The following is a 20,562-nucleotide window of genomic DNA, read 5'->3' on the forward strand; positions in this document are numbered from 1 at the left end:
CTCACGAATGCGGGTCGACGTCGTCGCCGAGCAGCCGGTTCACCGCGTCCAGGTTCTCGTACCGCTGCTCGGGCAGCTTGCCGAGATGGCCGATCACGTCGTCGCCCGCCCCTTTCGCGGCCGCCCGGCGGAGGAGCTCGTCGCGCTCGCACGGGTACTCGACTTCCGTTAAATACTCGCGGACGTCAGGCATGACGCTCCCTTCCTCGGGGTTCTTTCCCCCGCATACCCGCCCGGTCCCGGTTCAATGCGGGTTACGCTCGACTCGTGGGCGACTCTCCGAAGCCCGCCCCCGGGAGCGTCCTGCACCCGGTCGCCGACGTCAGCGCGGCCGTGCGGTTCTTACGCCACGACGTTCGGTCTCGCCGGTCCGGAGGAGGACGTCACCGGCGGCGTTCCCGCGCGCCGTTCAAGGTGCCGGAGGTGTCCGCGGCGCTGACCGCGCGGCTCCGGATCGGCGGTCTTGCCGCCCCGGGGTGAGGAAACGGCGCGCGGATCATCAATTCCCGGTCGTCAGTCAGTTTCACCGGGAAACGCTGATCCGGGGGCTCCCGGCCGATCCGCCCCGGCGTAAGCAATTCTCAACAACGGCGACGCACGACGGCCCGGCCAACGCCATCCGGAGCGCGAGCGGTAGGCGAAGCGCCGGAACCTGGTGACGTCGTGCCCGGCCGCAGATCCTCGAACATCTGGGAGTCCGTGATCACTAACAACTCGGAGAAATACCGCGGAATCGGCGAATACGGACTCCGGATCGTGAGGCACGCTCGGTGGAAATTTCGCAGAACCTGCGACGCCTCCGCACGAAACGCGACCGGATGGGTCACAGCTTCGGCGCGTTGTCCGATCCCGTTCCGGAGCGGACAACTTCCTGACTCCGGTTCCCCGCGGCGGAGCCGGCCCGCCGCGTATTGTCTCCGGCGACCAGCCACAGTGGACTCCTGTTATGGTCTGCGGTGACCACGTCCCGTTTCCAGGAGGAGCCGCCGCGATGGCACAGAAAGTCCTCGTCGAGATGATCGACGACCTCGACGGGTCCGAAGCCGGGCAGACCGTCCCCTTCGGACTCGACGGCGTCCAGTACGAAATCGACCTGTCCGACGAAAACGCCGCCGCCATGCGCGAGGAGCTCGCGACGTTCATCGCCGCCGCCCGCCGCACCGGCGGACGCAAGACGACCGTGCGCGCCTCGGCCGCGCCGACCGCCGAGGAACGCGAACGCTCGAAGGCGATCCGCACCTGGGCCCTCGACAACAACTGGGCCATCGCCGAACGCGGCCGCATCCCGCGCGAAGTGATCGCCGCCTACGAGGAAAGCCAGAAGCCGGCGCCGAAGGCCCGCAAGCGCACCGCGAAAAAACGCGCGGCGAAATAGGCCGCGGCCCGGGCCGGTTTCCGGATTGATCATTTCCGGAAACGCCGGGCAAGGCGTCCAGTCGCCCGCCGGAGTTTCAGCGCCGGGCGGACCGGAACAGTTCGCGCCCTCCGCTCTGGACGGAAAGGCCGCCCGGCCGCAGGCGAATGCCTCCGGCCGGGCGGTCTTTTCCCTTCGATCAGGATCCGGGGCGAGGACTTTCCGGCTCCGCACACCCGCAAGATCGGCGGCCGCGGAAAGGCCTGCCTGGACCGAGGGAGTCGCCGAGCGGGGTGGGGCGGGCAGCGGCGCTGTCGATACCAGCCCGGGCAGGCGTTCGCGCCCTCGACCTCGTGGCTCACTCCCGTGCAGCCCGGCCACGAAGCACGTGACCATCGCCGTTCGCCCGAAACGGCCGCCTCGTTCCTAATCCCCTTAGCCGCGGTCTGTTGCCGTGGCCGCCCGCACAGCGCACGACCACCACCCGTTCGTCCGCACCCGCCGTCCCGTCCCTACCCGCTTTGCCGCGGCCTGCTCCTAGTTGTTCGCGCAGCGCACGACCACCACCCGTTCGTCCGCACCCGCCGTCCCGTCCCTACCCGCTTTGCCGCGGCCTGCTCCTAGTTGTTCGCGCAGCGCACGACCGCCACCGCGCTCGTCCGCACCCGCTGCCTCATCCCCAACACCCGCTCAGCCGCGGCCGGTTGCCCTGGCCGTCCGCGAAGCGCACGACCGCCGCTGCCGCGCTTGTCTGCACCCGCTGCCTCGCCCACAGCCGCGGTGTGCTCCCCGTCCTCGACAGCCCCACCCGCACCAGCGAGCGCGCCCCCGGAACTGACCCACGCACCGGCACCAAGGAATTCCGAACCGCGGCGAAGGCTGTGCAGTTCACCACGGACGGCCGTGCCTCGACCGCGTCGCTCCGCTCCTCTCCCGGTCGAGCCGCAAACGGCAAACCACACCCCCGAAACCCGCTACAGTGGCCCGGAAGAACGTTCTCCGAGGGGGCACCGATGGAGTTTCAGGAAGTCGTCCGGCGCAGGCGGATGGTGCGCAAGTTCACCGACGAGCCCGTGTCCGAGGACAGCCTCCGCCGGATCATGCGCAACGCCTTGCGCGGGCCGTCCGCCGGGTTCTCGCAGGGGCAGGCGTTCCTGGTGCTGCAGGGCGACGACGTGCGCCGCTTCGCCGACACTCTCGAATCCTGGACGCTGAACGACGGCCTCAAGGCCGCGCCGGTCATCGTCATCCCGTTTTCGGTGAAGGACGCTTACCTCGACCGCTACGCCCAGCCGGACAAGGGCTGGACCGACCGCAGCGAGGACCACTGGCCGGTGCCGTTCTGGTACATCGACACCGGCATGGCCGTCCTGCTGATCCTGCAGACCGTCGTCGACGAAGGACTCGGCGCGGTGTATTTCGGCATCGGCGCGGAGGACTTCGACAAGCTGCGTGCCGAATTCGGCGTGCCCGCCAGCCACGAGCCGATCGGCGCGATCGCCATCGGCCACGACGCCGACGACCAGATCTCCGCGGGTGCTTCCCCGGCTGTCCGCAAGCGAAAGCCGGAGAGCGAAACCGTCCACTTCGGACAGTGGTAGGCCGCGACATCTTCTGACCGCGAGCCCCTTCGGCATCCACATGGTGCCGCCGGGGCCCGCGGCCTCTCCTGCGCCGTCGAGACAGAGGGTGAAGACGCGCTCAATGGCCGCTCGTTCGCCGAGCGGCACCGGTCAGAGGCGCGTTCCCGTAACGCTTCGACAATGCGTCCCCTGGCTCGCGGAGGCAGCAGATCCCCGGACCGGCGACACTGATTTCCCCGGCCGGTACCTGCCACCGCTCGGCCCAGTGAACTGCCGTTCTCGGCGTCGAGATCGACCCCCCCCCCCCCGATGCGGGCGAGGGCGCTGCCACTGGCGGCGTCCGGACGATCCGCCGCGGTCATCGTTGTCACCGGAGACGTAACCAGGGACAACGCGAAAATGTTTCAAGAAGGCCGGAAAACCGCGAGAAGCGCCACGATTCCCGCCGCTTCGCTTCAACCGGCCCACCAGGCGCGAAAATACCCGCACTGGCCGTTTCCTCCCGGGCGAGATTCTGCGCGTTGGGGCCGCAGCAGCCACGTCCGCGAAGAACACACGGCGGAGCAGTCCGAAGTCGGCCGAACAGCGCAATGACACCAGCCGTCCGCCGCACGCCTCACCTGGATGGCATAAACCGGGGACGAGACGGAAATTCTCTCGAAAGTGCCATCAATCCCCGGAAACAGCACTTGCATATTCCAACTCGACGCACAATGTCAGCGCATTCGAGGGCCACCGAATCTTGACGGCCGCAGCAAAGCGATCCTGACCGGGCCGCGCTGCCGCGGGACGCGCTCCGCACAGCGACCGCCCGGCCGCGGATTTCATCTCAGCAGAGCAGTTCCGCCTCGCCAACAGGGGAATCCTGACCCCGAAAGAGGGGAAATCCTGGTAGCATCGCCCGTGCGGAGGATCCGTTTGCGGTAAATGCACGACGACGATCAGACTTCGCCGGAACCCTTCGCCGGACCGTCCCGGTTCCGTCGACAGCCGCCACTGGCTGTTGAAAAATAAACGGTATTAGCGGCATTAGACCTCTTTGCCAGAATAATGGTCTTTCAGGTGGTCTAGACCTCAATCTTCGCCCGTGCCGTATTTGTCAGCCGCGAGGCGCATCGAACAGGTCACGAAATTGTCAACACCGACGTCCGTCGGTTACGCCGGCGTTACATGAACCGATGATGAGGAATATGGATCTCACCGAGTACCCGGCCGCCCGCTCCGGCCCGGCGCCCGACACCGAGGAAGCATTCGCCCAGGTGATGGCCGAGGTCACCGGGCAGGACACCGTGTCGGTCGACAGCGACTTCTTCGCCGATCTCGGGGCCAACTCGCTCGTGATGGCACAGTTCTGCGCGCGAGTGCGCAAACGTGCCGATCTGCCCTCCGTCTCCATCAAGGACATTTACCGGAACCCGACCATCGCCCGTCTCGTCTCCGCGTTGGCCGAAACGGAGGAAGTCCCCGCCGCGGAGCCGGATCCCGCACCTGCGGAGCCGCCGAGACGGGCGAGCCGGCTCGAATACTTCGGCTGCGGAATCCTGCAGGCGACGATCTTCCTCGCCTATTCCTTCCTGGTGGCCCAGGTGCTCGGCGCGGGAACCGACTGGATCTTGGCCGGCGCCGGACTGCTCGGCTACTACCTGCGGGCGGTCGGTTTCGGCGCGGTGGTGCTGATCATTCTGTGCACCCTTCCGATCGCGCTCAAATGGATCCTCGTCGGCCGCTGGAAGCCGGCGGAAATCCGCGTGTGGACCCTCGGCTACGTGCGATTCTGGGTCGTCAAGACGCTCGTCCAGCGGAACCTGCTGGTCCCGCTGTTCGTCGGCTCCCCGCTCTATTCGCTGTACCTGCGCGCGCTCGGCGCGAACATCGGCAAGGGCGTGACGATCTTCTCGCGCTTCGTCCCGGTGTGCACCGATCTGCTGACCATCGGGGAAGGCACGGTGGTCTGCAAGGACACCTACTTCACCACCTATCGCGCGCAGCACGGGTTGATCCGGACCGGACCGGTCGTGCTCGGCGCGCACTCCTACGTCGGCGAGATGTCCGTCCTCGACATCGAGACCCGGATCGGCGACAACGCCCAGCTCGGCCACGCCTCGTCCCTGCACGCCGGGCAAGCGGTTCCGCGCGGGCAGAGCTGGCACGGCGTGCCCGCCGTCCCCGCCGACGTGCACTACCGGCGAGTCGAGCCGCGGGCCTGCGGCACCGTCCTGCGGGCGTTCTTCGCCGTGCGCCAGACGCTGACCGCGGTCTTCTTCCTGGCCCCGCTGGTGCTCGGCCTGGTCGCCTTCGTGCTGACCACGCTGCCGAACCTCAGCCCGGCGATGGGACTCGGCTCGGCCGTCCTCGACTTCACCTCCCCGCAGTTCTACGGGAAGGCCCTCGTCCTCTCCTTCGTCCTGTACTTCGGCCTGCGCCTCGCCGGGTTGCTGATCGTCACCCTGGTGCCGCGGCTGCTGAACCTCGCGCTCAAGCCCGGCGAGGTCTACCGCCTCTACACCCTCCGCTACACCGCGCACCGCGCCATCCGCGCGCTCGCCAACCTGCGGTTCTTCAAAACGCTCCTCGGCGACAGCTCGGCGATCGTGCACTACCTGCGCGCAGTCGGCTGCAAGGTCTCCAAGGAGGAACAGACCGGGTCCAATTTCGGGCTCGAGGAGAAATACGAGAACCCGTACCTGTTCGAGGCCGGGGCGGGCACGATGGTCGCCGACGGGCTGTCGGTGGTCAACGCCGAGTACACCAGCACCTCCTTCCGGCTTTCCCGGGTGCGCGTCGGGGCGCGGAACTTCCTCGGCAACCACGTCGTCTATCCCGCCGGGGCGAGGACCGGGGACAACTGCCTGCTCGCCACCAAAGTCCTGGTGCCGCTCGACGGCCCGGTGCGCGAGGGCGTCGGGCTGCTCGGCTCCCCCAGCTTCGAGATCCCGCGCTCGGTGGAGCGCGACAGCCAGTTCGACCATCCGAAGACCCCGGAGGAACTCCGGCGCAGGCTGGCCGCCAAGACGCGGCACAACGCCGGGGGCATGCTGCTGTACTGCCTGGCCCAGTGGCTGTTCTTCTACGGGATGCTGCTGCTGACGTGGGCCTCGGACGTCTACTACGACCTGATCGGCCCGCCGCTGTTCGCGGTCGACACCGTGGCTTTCCTGCTATACGGCATCGGCTATTTCGTCGCGCTGGAACGGATCACGGTCCTCGTCCGGCCGTTGCGCCCGGTGTCGTGCTCGATCTACGACCGGCGGTTCTGGCGGCAGGAACGGTTCTGGAAAGCGGCCGCGACCAACGCCCACCTGCAAGCGCTCAACGGCACCCCGTTCAAGAGCGTGCTGTGGCGGATGCTGGGCATCAAGGTCGGCAAGCGGTTGTTCGACGACGGCGCCGGCATCATCGAAAAAACGTTGGTGCGCATAGGAGACGACGTCACCCTCAACGCCGGGTCCGTCGTCCAGTGCCATTCGCAGGAGGACGGCGGTTTCAAGATGGACCGCATCTGCCTCGGCAGCGGGTGCACGGTCGGCGTCGGAGCGCTCGTGCATTACGGCGTGACGATGGGCGAGGGCTCGACGCTCGCCCCCGATTCCTTCCTCATGAAGGGCACTGAGGTCCCGGACGGCGCGCACTGGGGCGGGAACCCCGCGCACGAAATCCGGGCCGGCCGCCGTCAGCTGGCGGGGAAATCGTGACGGAGCACAGACAACCACGGGAAGGACAACCCATGAGAACCGGACTGGGAGCGGTTCGCGAGCACTGGCGCGAAGTACTCACCGCGGGCGGCCGCACCAGCGTCCCGCGCTGGACGCTGGAGGCCGGCACCGCGATCGGCGACCACGAAACGCCGGTCCCCCGGGGCCTCGCGGCCGCGCTGCGGCTGCTCGCCGACCAGCTGCGGGTGCCGCTGAGTTCGGTGCTGCTCGCCGCGCACGCCAAGGTGCTCGCCGCGTTGTCCGGCGAAGCCGAGGTGTGCACCGGCTACGTCGCCGAGCCGGGCGGAGCACCACTGCCGTGCCGGCTCAGCACCGAGGCCGAGACCTGGCGCGACCTGATCGAGCACACCGCGCGGATCGACGCGGAGACCCGGGAGTTCCGGGACTTCCCGGTCGAGGAGCTGCGCGCCGAACTCGGTCTCGCCGAGCCGCCGTTCGAGACGGTCTTCGACCCGACCGGCACCGGCGGGGATCTCGCCGCGGACACCGTGCTGCGGCTGGACGTTTCCCCGGAGCTGGAGACACTCCGGCTGCGCTTCCGCACCGAGGTGCTGGATTCCGAAGCCGCCGAGCGCATCCTCGGCTACCACCTGAGCGCGCTCACGCTGATCCGCATCGACGTCGCCGCACCGCACCGCGAAACGACACTGCTCTCGGCCGCGGAACTCAAACTGCAGCTGGAAGGGCTCGCCGGGCCGCACGTCGAAGTGCCGGACCTGCGCTGCCACGAGCTGTTCCAGCGCAGCGTCGCCCGGCATCCGGACGCGATCGCCGCGGTGCACGGCGACCGGCAGTGGACGTACCGGGAGCTCAACGGGCGCGCCAACCGCCTGGCGAGGGCACTGGTCGCGCGCGGGCTGCGGCGCGAGGGCGTCGTCGCGGTGGTGACCGAACGCAATCTGGACTGGATGGCCGCCGTGCTCGCGGTGTTCAAGGCGGGCGGCGTCTACCTGCCCATCGAGCCGCATTTCCCGACCGACCGCATCGCGACCACGCTGCGCCGGGCCGACTGCGAACTGGTGCTGACCGAACCGGGCAGCACCGCCACACTGCGGAAGGCGGTCGAATCGCTGCCCGGCGTGCGCACCTTGTTCGTGGACGCCGCGTACGAGGAGGACCACTCCGAAGACGATCTCGACCTCGCCGTCGACGCCGGCCAGCTCGCCTACATCTACTTCACCTCGGGCTCGACCGGCGAGCCGAAGGGCGCGATGTGCGAGCACGCCGGAATGGTCAACCATCTCTACGCCAAGATCAACGACCTCGGCATCACCCAGGATTCGGTGGTGGCGCAGGTCGCGCCGCAGTGCTTCGACATCTCCTTGTGGCAGCTGGTTTCCGCGCTGCTGGTCGGCGGGACCACGCTGCTGATCGAACAGGACGTGATCCTCGACGCCGACCGGTTCGTGGCCAAACTCGCCCGCGGCCGGGTCTCCGTACTGCAGGTCGTGCCCTCGTATCTCGAGGTCGTCCTGTCCGCGGTGGACCGGAACCCGGTCGCGCTGCCGGATCTGCGCTGTGTTTCGGTGACCGGCGAGGCGCTCAAGACCGAGCTGGCGCAACGCTGGTTCGCCGCGATGCCGGAGGTCAAGCTGGTCAACGCCTACGGCCTCACCGAAACCTCGGACGACACCAACCACGAGGTGATGGACCGCGCGCCGGCGCGGGAGCGGGTGCCGCTCGGGCCGCCGGTGCAGAACGTGCGCGTGTACGTCGTCGACGAGCGGCTCGACCCGGTCCCTCTCGGCGCGCCCGGCGAGATCGTGTTCTCCGGGGTGTGCGTCGGCCGCGGTTATGTCAACGACCCGGAACGCACGGCGCGGGCGTTCACCACCGACCCGCACCGTCCGGACTCGCGGCTCTACCGCAGCGGCGACCACGGCCGCTGGCTTCCGGACGGCAAGCTGGAATTCCTCGGCCGACGCGATTCGCAGGTCAAAATCCGCGGTTTCCGGATCGAGATCGGCGAAATCGAGAACACGCTGCTGCGAGTGCCCGGGGTGCGCGACGGTGCCGTAGTCGTGGCCGATCGCGGCGGGCAAGGCAAACAGCTCGTCGCGTTCTACTCCGGCCGGGAACCGCTCGACCACGAACTGATGCGGGAGCACCTCGGGGCCGCGCTGCCGGAGTACATGCTCCCCTCGGCGTTCCATTGGCGGGAGCGCTTGCCGCTGACCGCCAACGGAAAGATCGACAAGAAGAACCTCGCCGCGCTGGCTGTCGACCTCGACGCCGCGGAAGAGGACTACGACGAACCGGTCACCGGCGCCGAACAGCGGCTCGCCGCGGCCTGGGCGCAGGTGCTCGGCCTCCGGCCCGGCCAGGTCGGCCGCCGGGACCATTTCTTCGACCGGGGCGGCACCTCGCTGTCCGCGGTGAAACTGGCGATCGCGCTCGACCGCGCGGTCTCGATCAAGGACGTCGCCGCGCACCCCGTGCTCGCCGACCTGGCCGCGCTGCTCGACAGCCGGTCGCGCCTCTCCTGACCCTCTCCCGCCACGGAAATCGGAAGGATCGCCTGATGTCGTTGTCCAAATTCCTGCCGAAGACTTCTCCGCCCGAGCCGGATTTCCGTCCCGGCCTCCCCGCGGTGCTGCGGGCCGAGGCGGGCGGCGACCCGGCCGGCTGGGCGAGCACGCACCGGGAGACGGTGCGAAGACTTGTCGCCGAACACGGCGCGGTGCTCGTCCGAGGTCTCGGGCTCGCCGACCAGACCGCCGTCGCGGCCGTGTTCGGGAGGCTGACCGACCTGCTGATGACCGAGCGGGAGGCCTTCGCGCCCCGCACGGCGTACCCCGGCGGGGTGCACTCCTCGACCGAATGGCCGCCGAACCAGCCGATGTGCATGCACCACGAACTCAGCTACGCCCTCGAATTCCCAGGCCTGATGCTCTTCGCCTGCGTCAGCCCGCCGTCCTCCGGAGGGGTCACCGGAGTCGGCGATTCGACCGCCGTCCTGGCCTCGCTGCCCGCCGATCTGCGCGCGCGGTTCGAGCGCGACGGCTGGCTGCTCACCCGCAGCTTCAACGACGAGATCGGAGCCTCGGTCGCCGAAGCGTTCGGCACCGACGACCGTTCCGCGATCGAGAATTACTGCCGGGCCAACCGGATCGAGTTCGCCTGGCAAGCGGACGGCGGCCTGCGCACCCGGCAGCGCCGTGACGCGATCGTCGGGCATCCGGTCAGCGGCCGGCCCTGCTGGTTCAACCAGATCGCCTTCCTCAACGAGTGGACGATGGCCCCCGAGGTGCGCGAGTACCTCGTCGACATCTACGGAGCGGACGGGCTTCCGTTCACCACCCGCTTCGGCAACGGCGACCCGATCGGCGAGGACGTCGTGCAGCTGCTCAACGAGGTGTACGCGGAACACACCGTGCGCGAACCGTGGCAGGCGGGAGATCTGCTGCTGGTCGACAACGTCCGCACCGCGCACAGCCGGGACGCCTACGAGGGCCCGCGCGAGGTGCTCGTCGGGCTCGCCGACCCGGTACGGCTTTCCGACTGCTCGCTGCGTTCCGAGGGGGAAACCCAGTGACCGCACACTCTTTCACCGCCGAATCCGCGTCCGCGGACCCGGTCGCCGTGCCGCCGTTCGCGGTGATCTCCGGCGCCCAGGTCCAGCGGGCGCTGTCCGGGCGCGAACGCGAGATCGTCGACCTCGTCGAGACCGCCTACCGGGTGCACGGCTCCGGCGATTCGGTCAATCCGCCGTCCTGTTTCCTGCGCTTCCCCGACCGCCCGGCCGACCGGATCATCGCCCTGCCCGCCTCGCTCGGCGGCACGACGAACGTCGCGGGCCTGAAGTGGATTTCCAGCTTCCCGGGCAACGTGGCCGCGGGGATCCCGAGGGCGTCGGCGGTGCTGATCCTGAACGACCTCGCGACCGGTTATCCGTTCGCCTGCCTGGAAAGCTCCATCATCAGCGCGACCAGGACCGCCGCCTCCGCCGCGCTCGCCGCGGACTGGCTCAGCCGGACCCGCGGCCGTCCCCGGCGAGCCGGATTCTTCGGCGTCGGCCTGATCGCCCGCTACATCCACACCTTCCTCGCCGGGACCGGCTGGGAGTTCGACGAAATCAACGTGCACGACCTGCATCCGGACAGCGCCGCCGGATTCCGCGGCTACCTGGAGCAGTCCGGGTTCGCCGGCGAGATCAGCGTCCACGAGACCGCCGAGGGTCTGGTCCGCGACAGCGATCTGGTGGTCTTCGCGACCATCGCCGGCGAACCGCACGTGCACGATCCCTCGTGGTTCTCGCACAATCCGCTGGTCCTGCACGTGTCCTTGCGCGACCTCGCGCCGGAAGTCCTGCTGGCTTCGGCGAACATCGTCGACGACGTCGACCACTGCCTCAAGGCCAACACCTCGCCGCACCTGGTCGAACAACGCACCGGCAGCCGGGATTTCCTGCTCGGCACCCTCGACGACGTGCTGTCCGGCCGGGTCAGACCGCCCGCCGGCCAGCCGTTGATCTTCTCCCCGTTCGGGCTCGGCGTCCTCGACCTCGCGGTCGGGGCCTTCGTCCACGAGAGAGTGTCCGACGCCGGCGGACTGCACGTCATCGAGGACTTTTTCCACGAGCTGCGCCGGTATGGCTGAGCGCCGTCCGCCACTGAGCTTTGCCTGACGAGGAGACCACTGTGCCAGTCATCACCGTTCCCGAAGCCTTCAACGAGGAGGCGCTGTATGTCGACCTCCGCTGGAGTTTCGGCTATTCGCTCTACCTCAAGTGCGAGGGGTTCAACTTCGCCGGCTCCATCAAGCTGAAGGCCGCGACCGAGATGGTCGACGCGGCCCAACGCGACGGCCTGCTGCGGCCGGGCTCGATCATCGTCGAGTCGTCCTCGGGCAACCTCGGCGTAGCGCTGAGCGTGATCGCGGCCAGCCGGGGGTACAAATTCCTGTGCGTCACCGATTCGCGGTGCAACCTGGCGACGCGCCGCGCCATCGAGGCGCTCGGCAACGAGGTGCACATCGTCACCGAACCCACTCCCGAAGGCGGTTTCCTCGGGGCGCGCATCGACCACGTGCGCATGCTGTGCGATTCCGACGAGCGCTACGTCTGGCTCAACCAGTACACCAACCCGGACAACTGGGGAGCGCATTTCCACCGCACCGGACCGGAAATCGCCGCCGCGTTCCCGAATCTCGACGTGCTGTTCGTCGGCGCGGGCACCACGGGCACCCTGATGGGCTGCGCGCGGTTCTTCCGGCAGTGGCGGCGGCCGGTCCGGATCGTCGCGATCGACAGCGTCGGCTCGGTGACCTTCGGCGGCCCGGCGGGCAGGCGGATGCTGCCGGGACTGGGCACCAGCGTGCGCCCGCCGATCCTCGACGAGTCCTATGTGGACGACGTGGTCCTGGTCGAGGAACCGGACGCGGTCCGGGCGTGCCACCGGCTGGCGCGCAACGGGTTCCTGTTCGGCGGCTCGACCGGGACGGTGGTCAGCGGGGCCACCGGCTGGCTGTCCGAACACGACGCGCACCATCTGACTGCGGTGGCCGTCGCCCCGGACCTCGGCGAGCGCTACCTCGACACGATCTACCAGACCAACTGGCTGCGGGGCATCTACGGAGAGGACGTGCTTTCTCCGCGGCCCCGGCAGTCCGTCTGATCCGCGCGCGGCGGCGCATCGGCACCCCCGGTGCGCCGCTGCCCGGGGTGGATCAGACCTTCTTCTGCCATTCCTCCCAGCTGAAGCGCCAGTCGGTCCAGCCGTCGCCGGGTTTGACGTCCACTCCGGTGTCGGTCACGACAACGACGTCCCCGCGATGGGAGTTCTCGTAAAACCACCTCGCGTTCTCGACGCTGACGTTCAGGCAGCCGTGCGAGGTGTTGGTACGCCCCTGCTGCCGGACCGACCAGGGCGCGGAGTGCAGGAACTGGCCCGAGTTGGTGAGCCGCAGCGCGTATTTGACCGTGGTGCGGTAGCCGCCCGGCGAGTCGGTGGGGACGCCGTACGTGCTGGAGTCCATTGTGTACGGCGACTGCACGGTCATGATCAGCATCGTGCCGGAGACGCTGCGCGCCGACGGCTTGCCGAGGCTGACCGGAGACGTCAGGACGAGCTGGCCGTCCTTGTACGTCCGCATCTGCTTTTCGTGGTCGGACACCTTCGAGATGATCGACGGCCCGGTCTTGAAGGTGATCTTGCGGTCGGCCTTGCCGAACACCCCGTTGCCGAGCGCGCGGCCGGCGATCTTGATGTCGAGGGTGATCGTCGAGTATGCGGGCCAGTACTCCTTGGTGCGGTAATGCACCTCGTCGTCGCCGAACCAGCGCCACGCCCCGGTGGCGGGCTTGTCCGAGGTGACGGTGAGCATCTTCTCGGCGGCGGCCTTGTCCGTGACCGGCGCGGAGAACTTGACCGTGATCGGCATGCCGACCCCGGTGGTCTCGCCGTCGAGCGGGATCACCGACGGATACGCCCGCGCCCGGGCGGTCGCGGTGGCGAAGGTGCTGGTGCGGGTCACCGGCTTGCCGTCCGCGCCGGCCGAGCGTGCAGTGAGCGTGTACTTCGTGCCGTATTCGAGGGGCTTGCTGGTAGTCCAGCGCTGCTTCGCCGGGTCCATCTCGCCGGGAACCGCGGCGCCGTCCGCGGCCGCGAGGGTGACCTCGCTCAGCGTCCCCCCGCCGGCTACCGCGGTGACGGGTTCGCCGGGCGCCACGTCTTTCGCGCCGTCCTTCGGCCCGAGGTCGAGGGTCGCGGGCACCGTCGCGGCGCTCGTCTTCTGGTCGGCGGCGGGGCCGGGATCCGGTGTGGCCGTGCACCCCGCCGTCAACGCCAGCCCGGCAAGGATCCCCGCGATGATCTGCGTTTTTCGCCCCAGCACCTGATTCGCCCCCATTCGCCTTACTACCGGACATAGTAGTCATACCGGTCAGGCGTGGAGCAGGGCGGGAGCAGCCGTCCCGGCTCCGGCGACGATCAGGGTCGCGGCCATGCTGACGGGGAGCAACGCTGCCGCGGCGAGGGCCAGAAGGCCGTCCGCTGTCGCGGTGTCGTGGCTGCGGGCGAGGTGCTCCAGCCTCAGTGCGGTGACCGCCGAACGCGCTGGATGCATCCGTGCCAGCGCAGCACGGACCGTCGCCGGTCCGCGCCGACGGCCAGCCGCGGCATCCGCGCTCAGCGGGACGAACGGCAGTGCCGCCGCCACCGCGTGCGCGAACCCGACCAGCCAGTGATGGCGTCCACGCAGATGGGACCGTTCGTGGTCGACCACCGCCGCGAACGCCCCGGCCGCGCCCGCCACGAGCAGCGCGCCCGATCCGCCGACCACCTCGTCCAGATGCAGCACCTCGCGGTGGGGCAAGACGTCGAGACGCGGCCGCGCGACCAACCGCCGCGCCACCTCGTGTCCCGCTCCGAACGCCGCCGCAACCGCACCTGTTCCGGCGGCGATCATGCTGCCCAGCAACAGAATCCACGCGGCAAGGCGAACCGGCGCAGGCATCCGCGCCCGCAATGCCCAGCGCAGCAACAACGGTCCGCAGCAGCCCGCCATCGCCGCGGTCAAGACGAGCGCCGCGGAGACGATCACGCGCGCTTCCGCAGCCCGCGCCGCAACGCTTCCCGCTCCCCCTCGGACGCCGACTGCGCGAAATGCAGCAGCACCCCATCGGGATCGCCGACGTCGGCGAGCAGGTTCCGCATCGCGCGCGCCGCGGCTTCTTCTCGCGAGCGGGTCGGCGTGTAGCAGTAGGCGCGGCTGCGTTTTTCGCGTGCCACCCAGCCTTTGCGGTGCAAATGATCGAGCACGGTGAGGACGGTGGTGTAGGCGAGGTCGCGGTTCAGCTCGTCCAGCACTTCGCGGACCGTGCGCGCTTCGCCCGCGCGCCACAAGACGTCCATCGCCGCGGATTCCAGCTCGCCCAGTCCGTGCACGCTCCGCATCCTAGGGTTCGCTCGCGGAATCAGCGCCGTCCGGTGAACCGGTAAGTCGGCCCGTGCGACCGCTCGCAATGCTCCGCCCGGTCCTCGTCCACGTGGTCCACCTGCAACGTCGTGTGGTCGAGCCGATGCCGGGACCGCATGATCTCCTCGATCCCGGCGCGCACCGCGTGGCAGTCGGCGGCGGGCCGCACCAGCACGTGCGCGGACAGCGCGGGCTCGCCCGAGGTGATCTGCCAGATGTGCAGGTCGTGCACCTGCACCACGTCCGGGACGCACGCCACCTGGTCCCCGACCGTCTCCGGATCGATCCCCGCGGGCGCGGCCTCCAGGAAGATCCGGCCCGATTCGCGGACCAGCCCCCACCCCGCCTTCGCCATCAGGGCGGCGACCACGAGCGCGGCGATCGCGTCCGCGCGAGCGAAGCCCGTCGCCCACACGACCGCGCCGGCGACCGCGGTCGCGATGAACGCGTACAGGTCGTTGAGGATGTGCTGGAACGCGCCCTCGACGTTCAGGCTCGACCGGTTCGCCCGGCTGATGCACCAGCTGGCCGCGACGTTCACGACGATCCCGGCCAGTGCCGTGAAGAGCACGAGCGCGCCCTGGACTTCCGGCGGTGCGATCAGCCGGGTCACCGACTCGTAGAGGAACCACGCGGTCAGCAGCAGCAAGGTGATCCCGTTGGCCTGCGCGGACAGGATTTCCGCACGCTTGAGCCCGTAGGTGAACCCGCCCTTCGCCGGACGCGCGGCCAGCCGGATCGCGACCAGGGCGAGAACGATCGACGCGGCGTCGGTCAGCATGTGGCCCGCGTCCGTGATCAGCGCGAGCGACCCGGCGAGCAGGCCGACGACCAGCTCGACGGCCATGAACCCGACGATCAGCACCAAAGCCCGCACCAGCCACCCGCGGTCCGCTCCCGCCGCGACCCCGTGGCCGTGTCCGTGCCCCGTGTTGTGCTCGCTCACCCCGCACCGTCCTGACATATAGCGAAACGTGCATGCATTGTCCCGCACGCCCCGTCCGCACGTCCACCCGAGGTCACCCTCGCGGTCCGACAGCCGCCGCAGCGGATCAGTCTTGCGCTCGCCGGCCGACCAAACCTCGAAGTGCAGATGCGGTCCGGTCGACTGCCCACGGTTGCCCACTCGGCGATGACCTGCCCGGCTGCCACGCGCTCTCCGACGGAGACCGAATAGCGGTTTGAGGTGGCCGTACACGGAGACGGTCCCGTCCTCGTGCCGGACGCGGACCCACAGCCCGAACCCGCTCGCCGGACCGGCCTCGATCACCGTCCCGGAGAGCGGCGCCTTCTCGCTCCAGCAGTTCGAACGCCGTGTGCGGGCACCCACCACGGTGCCCCTCTCGCCGGACCTCGGGAGGCTGTACTACGGCGGATAGTAGATGATGCGCGATCAGTGCGCGGTGAGCCCGCCGTCCACCACCAGTTCGGTTCCGGTGACAAAGGAGGACTCGTCGCTGGCCAGGAAAAGCATCGCGTGCGCGACCTCGGCGGGGCTGCCCGCGCGGCGCATCGGCGTGCGGACGATGTCGGGCTGCCGGTCGCCCTGCTCGTCGAGCAGGTCCTGGATCATCGGCGTGGCGATGACGCCCGGATGCACCGAATTGACCCGGACCCCGCGCGTCGCGTATTCGACGGCGGCGGTCTTGGTCAGCAACCGCACCGCGCCCTTCGACGCCTGGTACGCGGCGGCCGCGCCGCTGCCGACCAGGCCCAGCACCGAGGAAGTGTTGACCACCGATCCGTTGCCGGAGGCGCGCAACAGGGGCATGGCCGTCCTCATCCCGAGCCAGGTACCGGTCTGATTGACCGCGATCACCCGGTCCCAGGCGTCCGGCGTGGTTTCTTCGACGCCCGGCCAGTCCACGATCCCGGCGATGTTGACGAGAATGTCGAGCCGGCCGAAACGCTGCCGGGTCCGTTCGACGGTTTCGCGCCAGTTTTCCGGCGACGACACATCCAACCGGTCGGCCAGCACGTCGGTTTCCAGCCTCGCCGCGAGCTTTTCCACGGCTTCCCGGTCGACATCGGTGACGACCAGGCTGGTGCCTTCGCGGGCGAACAGTTCCGCCGTGGCTTGTCCGATACCGCCGGTCGCTCCGGTGAGCAACGCGACCTTTCCGTTGAGCCGCATGGGGTATTCCTTTCGTCGGAGGGAAATCACGCCGCGGTGTAGCCGCCGTCGGCCGCGACGACGGCGCCGGTGACGAACGCGGACCGCGGCGAAGCCAAAAAGCCGATCACCTCGGCGATTTCTTCGGGTTGCGCGACCCGGCCGAGAGGGTGAGCGTCGCCGAAGGACCGCAGATACGCCCGGCTGTCGGCGCGGAAGGTGTCCAGCAGGTCTGTCTCGATCACGCCTGGGGCAACAACATTCGCGCGGATTCCGTGCGGAGCGCCTTCCAGCGCAAGCACTTTTGTCAACTGCGCCAGCGCTCCTTTGGACGCGCTGTACGCCGCTGCCTCGGCCAGCCCGACCGTGCTGGCGAACGAGCCGACAGTGACGATCGCTCCCCCGCCGTAGTCGCGCATCACCCGAAACGCCTCTCGCGCGTGCAGAAACGCACCGCGGGCGTTGACGGACATCACCTCGTCCCAGTCCGCCGCGGTCGTCTCGGTGACCGGTTTGTTCACCGAACGACCGGCGTTGGCGACCAGGATGTCGAGACCGCCGAACCGTTCGAGCGCCGTCGCCGCCGACCGCACCGCGACGTCCTCTTCGGACACATCGCCGACCAGTGTCGCCACGCGGTCGAACCGGTCGGCGAGTTCCTGCACCGCGGGCCGGACATCGGTCGCCAGCACACTTGCCCCGTGCTCGTGCAGCCAAGCGACCGTCGCCGCGCCAACCCCGCGCGCGGCCCCCGTGACCAGCGCGGTCTTTCCCGCCAATTCCTTCGTCATGCCGACCAGTCTCAGCGGCTACGGATCTTGGTGACAGGACGTGCCACACCCACCCAGCCGCCGCCTACCCTGGGTCGCATGGGCAGTACGGAACTGGGCGACTTCCTGCGCGCACGCCGCGCACAACGCACCCCGGAGGACGCCGACGTGCGCTACTCCGGCAGGCGCAAGGTCAACGGGCTGCGCCGCGAGGAAGTCGCCGTGCTGGCCGGGGTGAACGTCGACTACTACGCGCGGTTGGAACAGGGCCGCGAAACCCGGCCGTCACCGCAGGTGCTCGACGCCCTCAGCCGCGCGTTGGACCTGGACCCCGACGCGCGCGAACACCTGTACCGCCTCGCCGGCACCGCCCCGCCTGACGTGCCTTCCCCCGCGCCCCGCACAGTGAGCCCCGAACTCCGGCAGCTCATGGACAGCCATCCGCACGCGCCCGCGTTCGTAATCAACCGCGTCCTGGACATCCTGGCCGCGAACACCCTCGCCGACGCGCTGTTCTCCCCCTTCAGCGCAGCGGACAACCTGGCGCGAATGACGTTCCTCGACCCGGCGGGGCGCGAGTTCTACGCCCGCTGGGACTGGACCGCCCAAGCCACCGTGGCGAACCTCCGCGCGGCAGCCGGAGACCCCGCCCAGCCGCGGTTGGTCGCGGAACTCAGCGAGGGCAGCGAGGAATTCCGTGCGCTGTGGGAAACCCATCAGGTACGCGGAAAGACTCGCGAGCCGAAGCATCTCGTGCATCCGGCGGTCGGGCCGCTGACGCTGACCTATCAGGCGTTCGACGTGCGCAGCGCGCCTGGGCAGCAGTTGATCATTTATCAGGCTGAGCCGGGCAGTGCGAGTGCTGATGCGCTCTCGTTGCTGCGGACTATTCCGCTGCGAGTGCGCACTTAGCGACAAATCGGCGGCCGCGCCGTGTCGAGTTCCGAAAGCAGGGGCGGTCGCGCAAGCGCCGTCGGCCAAGCGCGCGTCGGCTGGCCTGGCGAATCCAGAGCGTCGGCCTTGGCAGGACAAACCCCCGCCGCCGACCCTCGTTGGCGTTCGCAGGCAGACTCGATCCCGCAATCACCGCTGACCAAACGCTCGTCCGCGGATCTGGCGGAAGCCAGGCGAATCCAGCACGCCGTCCACGGCAGGACAAACCAGCGCCATCAACCATCGCTGGCCTTCGGAGGCAGACTCGGTCGCGCAATCGGCGTTGGTCAAGTGCGCCTCGGCGGGCCTAGCGGGAGCCGGGTAACTCCGGCGCGTCGGCCTCGGCGAGACAAACTCGCGCCGCCGACCGTCGCTGGCGTTATGCGCCCTCGAGGCAGGGCGTGCGGCGCGGACCGGCCCGTGTTCCCACGATGCGGGCCCGTTCGCCCCGCACGCCGGCCGCCGGGGGCGCGCGTCGGTGCCCGAGCGCACTTGCGCGCGCGTGCACCGGCGGCCTCCGGCCGGGGTCGTGCCGCCCGGGGGAAAGCGGCGCGGGCCCGGCCGGGGCCTCGGCGGGTTACTTCGTGACGATCTTCTGGCCGACCAGGATCAGGTTGGCGTCGGGGATGTACTTCGCGTTCAGCTGCTGCAGGTGCTGCCATCCGCCGTCGACGTCGAGGTTCTTGGCGATGCCGGACAGCGTGTCGCCGGCGACGACGGTGTAGCTGCCGTCCGGGTTCGAGGCAGGCGCGGCGTGCTTCGGCGCGGACTTGACCGTCGCCTCGGCCTTGACCTCGACCTTCGGCTTCGCGGCCGCGGCCTCGACCTCGGCGGAACCGCCGGAGGTGTCGCCGCCGAAGTCCGCGTAGCTCGCCGGGCCGGAACCGCCGCGGCACTGCCACGGGGCGGAGCCCTGCTTCGCGTAGATCCGGTCCGCGACGATCTGCTGCTGCGCGGGCGTGGCCTTGTCGGCCGTCGGGGCGAACTGGCCGCCGCCGTTCGCGAGCCACGTCTTCGTGACGATCTGGAACAGGCCGGCGGGGCGGCCCGCGCGCTGGCCCGCCGCGGTGTTGTTGACCGCGGTCGGGTTGCCGCTGCTCTCGCACTTGACGATGCCGGCCTGCCCCGGGAAGGCGTTGGCCGTGCCGGCCCCGGCGAGGCCGATGCCGCCGAGGGTGGCGCCCGCGAGAGCCGCGGTCGCACCGGTGCGCTGGAGAACTGTTTTCGTTTTGCTGGGTTTGCTGTGCCGTCCCACGGTGGGTGGGCTCCTTCGCTGTCCACGCCGCACCACCGTCCTCGCGCCCGATCTGGGCAGCGAGCCGCGACGGTGCGCGGCGGCTTCCGGGTCGCTGATCCTCGGGGTAGATCGCAGGTCACCGCGAAAGCTCGAGAAGATTACGAAACGGAAACAGCAGGTGTACAGAGTCAGTGGGATCGGCCACAGATCGCCTCGGCGCGTAGCAGTCAGGCGACGGTGCGTCATGCCTACAACTGGACACTTAGTGAGTCGATCACGGCTCAACCGCAACGTTCATTCACCAGATCGATGCGTCAACCCGGGCAAAATTAGCAACGTTGGTAACTTTCTTACTATCGGTATAGTTAGGTATCTTCATGTGTCACCGTTATTACGGTCGAGATCAACACGCCTCCGCGGACCTCGTTCACCCCCATTACGACCCTCGGTCCGGCCGCGCAGATCCCGCCAGACCAGGCCCGCTCCCCCGGACGCACCCGCGCCCGCCATCCGCCGCCACCGCGGTCTGAACCAGCGGACCGCCGGGCCAGACCGCCTATATGGTCTGGACCACCGCCGCCGCCCCGCCGAGTCCGGCCGCTGAAACCGCCGTCCGCCGCCCGTCCTCGACGGAAACAGCACCCGCACCCCAACCTCGACGGCGAAAAGGATGGGAAACCTCGGCATTTTCCTCATCCGGCATATCCCGCGACCACCCAGAAACCATCGCGTCCCGCGATCCTCCTCCCCTGATTCACACACCGGAAACGGAAGGTGAATATTCACGCCCCGTTTCGCGTCGCCGCGAACACCGTTGCCGATTCAGTCCATCAGCCCAGCACGGCGAACTCCGCGAAATCGCCGCGTTCACTCTCCTGGCGCATTGCCTTGCCTCATCCCGGCCGATTCTTTCCTTTCCGGAACCGGGTGCCGTCCGCCGCC

Annotated in this window: 17 protein-coding genes and 1 pseudogene; 9 read left to right on the top strand and 9 right to left on the bottom strand. The window is 69.1% G+C overall.

Features of this window, described 5'->3' with window-relative positions; all coding sequences use genetic code 11:
* Position 1: 1 nt before the first annotated feature.
* Complete coding sequence (locus H5411_RS25865; protein ID WP_101439231.1) at positions 2-193, bottom strand: DUF2795 domain-containing protein; 192 nt, start codon at positions 191-193, stop codon at positions 2-4.
* A gap of 74 nt (positions 194-267) precedes the next feature.
* On the opposite strand from H5411_RS25865, the gene H5411_RS25870 reads away from it, so the two are divergent.
* From H5411_RS25870 to sbnA, 8 genes are all read left to right on the top strand, one after another.
* Complete coding sequence (locus H5411_RS25870; protein ID WP_183125291.1) at positions 268-480, top strand: hypothetical protein; 213 nt, start codon at positions 268-270, stop codon at positions 478-480.
* Between the two features lie 511 nt (positions 481-991).
* A complete protein-coding gene (locus H5411_RS25875; RefSeq protein WP_101439230.1) occupies positions 992-1,375 on the top strand; it encodes a histone-like nucleoid-structuring protein Lsr2 in 384 nt (127 codons plus the stop codon).
* A gap of 992 nt (positions 1,376-2,367) precedes the next feature.
* On the top strand, positions 2,368-2,955 hold the full coding sequence (locus H5411_RS25880; protein ID WP_101439229.1) for a nitroreductase family protein: 588 nt from the start codon (positions 2,368-2,370) through the stop codon (positions 2,953-2,955).
* Positions 2,956-4,127: 1,172 nt separating this feature from the next.
* Positions 4,128-6,629 (top strand): Pls/PosA family non-ribosomal peptide synthetase, encoded by a 2,502-nt coding sequence (locus tag H5411_RS25885; RefSeq protein WP_220817460.1) that lies wholly within the window; start codon positions 4,128-4,130, stop codon positions 6,627-6,629.
* A 32-nt stretch (positions 6,630-6,661) separates the two neighbouring features.
* Complete coding sequence (locus H5411_RS25890; RefSeq protein WP_183125293.1) at positions 6,662-9,136, top strand: non-ribosomal peptide synthetase; 2,475 nt, start codon at positions 6,662-6,664, stop codon at positions 9,134-9,136.
* A gap of 35 nt (positions 9,137-9,171) precedes the next feature.
* Positions 9,172-10,185 (top strand): TauD/TfdA family dioxygenase, encoded by a 1,014-nt coding sequence (locus H5411_RS25895; protein WP_183125294.1) that lies wholly within the window; start codon positions 9,172-9,174, stop codon positions 10,183-10,185.
* Positions 10,182-11,249 (top strand): 2,3-diaminopropionate biosynthesis protein SbnB, encoded by a 1,068-nt coding sequence (sbnB, locus tag H5411_RS25900; protein ID WP_101439225.1) that lies wholly within the window; start codon positions 10,182-10,184, stop codon positions 11,247-11,249. Before H5411_RS25895 ends, sbnB begins: the two co-directional genes overlap by 4 nt.
* Positions 11,250-11,290: 41 nt before the next feature.
* A complete protein-coding gene (sbnA, locus tag H5411_RS25905; RefSeq protein ID WP_183125295.1) occupies positions 11,291-12,265 on the top strand; it encodes a 2,3-diaminopropionate biosynthesis protein SbnA in 975 nt (324 codons plus the stop codon).
* 52 nt (positions 12,266-12,317) lie between these two features.
* Here sbnA and H5411_RS25910 read toward each other — a convergent pair whose 3' ends face one another.
* The 7 genes and pseudogenes from H5411_RS25910 to H5411_RS25935 all read right to left on the bottom strand — a co-directional run bounded on the left by H5411_RS25910 (position 12,318) and on the right by H5411_RS25935 (position 17,471).
* The gene (locus tag H5411_RS25910; protein ID WP_101439223.1) at positions 12,318-13,499 is read right to left on the bottom strand and encodes a L,D-transpeptidase; all 1,182 of its coding nucleotides are present in this window, start codon (positions 13,497-13,499) and stop codon (positions 12,318-12,320) included.
* A 33-nt stretch (positions 13,500-13,532) separates the two neighbouring features.
* Entirely contained in the window at positions 13,533-14,192 is a 660-nt protein-coding gene (locus tag H5411_RS25915) for a M48 family metalloprotease (protein ID WP_101439222.1), read from the bottom strand.
* Positions 14,189-14,536 carry a BlaI/MecI/CopY family transcriptional regulator gene (locus H5411_RS25920; RefSeq protein WP_208637509.1) on the bottom strand — a complete coding sequence of 116 codons (348 nt, stop codon included), beginning with the start codon at positions 14,534-14,536 and terminating at the stop codon, positions 14,189-14,191. Before H5411_RS25920 ends, H5411_RS25915 begins: the two co-directional genes overlap by 4 nt.
* A 29-nt stretch (positions 14,537-14,565) precedes the next feature.
* A complete protein-coding gene (locus H5411_RS25925; RefSeq protein ID WP_312878612.1) occupies positions 14,566-15,513 on the bottom strand; it encodes a cation diffusion facilitator family transporter in 948 nt (315 codons plus the stop codon).
* 129 nt (positions 15,514-15,642) lie between these two features.
* Positions 15,643-15,900, bottom strand: a pseudogene (locus H5411_RS49375) (M23 family metallopeptidase); the annotation flags it as partial.
* Between the two features lie 60 nt (positions 15,901-15,960).
* Positions 15,961-16,701, bottom strand: coding sequence for an SDR family NAD(P)-dependent oxidoreductase (locus H5411_RS25930; RefSeq protein ID WP_183125297.1), 741 nt, complete (start codon positions 16,699-16,701; stop codon positions 15,961-15,963).
* A gap of 26 nt (positions 16,702-16,727) precedes the next feature.
* A complete protein-coding gene (locus H5411_RS25935) occupies positions 16,728-17,471 on the bottom strand; it encodes an SDR family NAD(P)-dependent oxidoreductase (protein ID WP_183125298.1) in 744 nt (247 codons plus the stop codon).
* Positions 17,472-17,549: 78 nt separating this feature from the next.
* On the opposite strand from H5411_RS25935, the gene H5411_RS25940 reads away from it, so the two are divergent.
* Positions 17,550-18,362 (top strand): helix-turn-helix transcriptional regulator, encoded by an 813-nt coding sequence (locus tag H5411_RS25940; RefSeq protein ID WP_183125299.1) that lies wholly within the window; start codon positions 17,550-17,552, stop codon positions 18,360-18,362.
* A 598-nt stretch (positions 18,363-18,960) separates the two neighbouring features.
* On the opposite strand, the gene H5411_RS25945 is transcribed toward H5411_RS25940, so the two are convergent.
* Positions 18,961-19,638, bottom strand: coding sequence for a LysM peptidoglycan-binding domain-containing protein (locus H5411_RS25945; RefSeq protein WP_183125300.1), 678 nt, complete (start codon positions 19,636-19,638; stop codon positions 18,961-18,963).
* Between the last annotated feature and the right edge of the window lie 924 nt (positions 19,639-20,562).

Origin of the sequence: Amycolatopsis echigonensis (assembly GCF_014174495.1) — a bacterium.
In the GTDB taxonomy this organism is placed as follows: domain Bacteria; phylum Actinomycetota; class Actinomycetes; order Mycobacteriales; family Pseudonocardiaceae; genus Amycolatopsis; species Amycolatopsis echigonensis.

Excerpts from the sequence above, each read along its gene's own strand:
- H5411_RS25865 (WP_101439231.1), bottom strand. The coding sequence starts at position 193 with ATGCCTGACGTCCGCGAGTATTTAACGGAAGTCGAGTACCCGTGCGAG.
- H5411_RS25875 (WP_101439230.1), top strand. The coding sequence starts at position 992 with ATGGCACAGAAAGTCCTCGTCGAGATGATCGACGACCTCGACGGGTCC.
- H5411_RS25880 (WP_101439229.1), top strand. The coding sequence starts at position 2,368 with ATGGAGTTTCAGGAAGTCGTCCGGCGCAGGCGGATGGTGCGCAAGTTC.
- H5411_RS25885 (WP_220817460.1), top strand. The coding sequence starts at position 4,128 with ATGGATCTCACCGAGTACCCGGCCGCCCGCTCCGGCCCGGCGCCCGAC.
- H5411_RS25890 (WP_183125293.1), top strand. The coding sequence starts at position 6,662 with ATGAGAACCGGACTGGGAGCGGTTCGCGAGCACTGGCGCGAAGTACTC.
- H5411_RS25895 (WP_183125294.1), top strand. The coding sequence starts at position 9,172 with ATGTCGTTGTCCAAATTCCTGCCGAAGACTTCTCCGCCCGAGCCGGAT.
- H5411_RS25910 (WP_101439223.1), bottom strand. The coding sequence starts at position 13,499 with ATGGGGGCGAATCAGGTGCTGGGGCGAAAAACGCAGATCATCGCGGGG.
- H5411_RS25930 (WP_183125297.1), bottom strand. The coding sequence starts at position 16,701 with ATGCGGCTCAACGGAAAGGTCGCGTTGCTCACCGGAGCGACCGGCGGT.
- H5411_RS25935 (WP_183125298.1), bottom strand. The coding sequence starts at position 17,471 with ATGACGAAGGAATTGGCGGGAAAGACCGCGCTGGTCACGGGGGCCGCG.
- H5411_RS25940 (WP_183125299.1), top strand. The coding sequence starts at position 17,550 with ATGGGCAGTACGGAACTGGGCGACTTCCTGCGCGCACGCCGCGCACAA.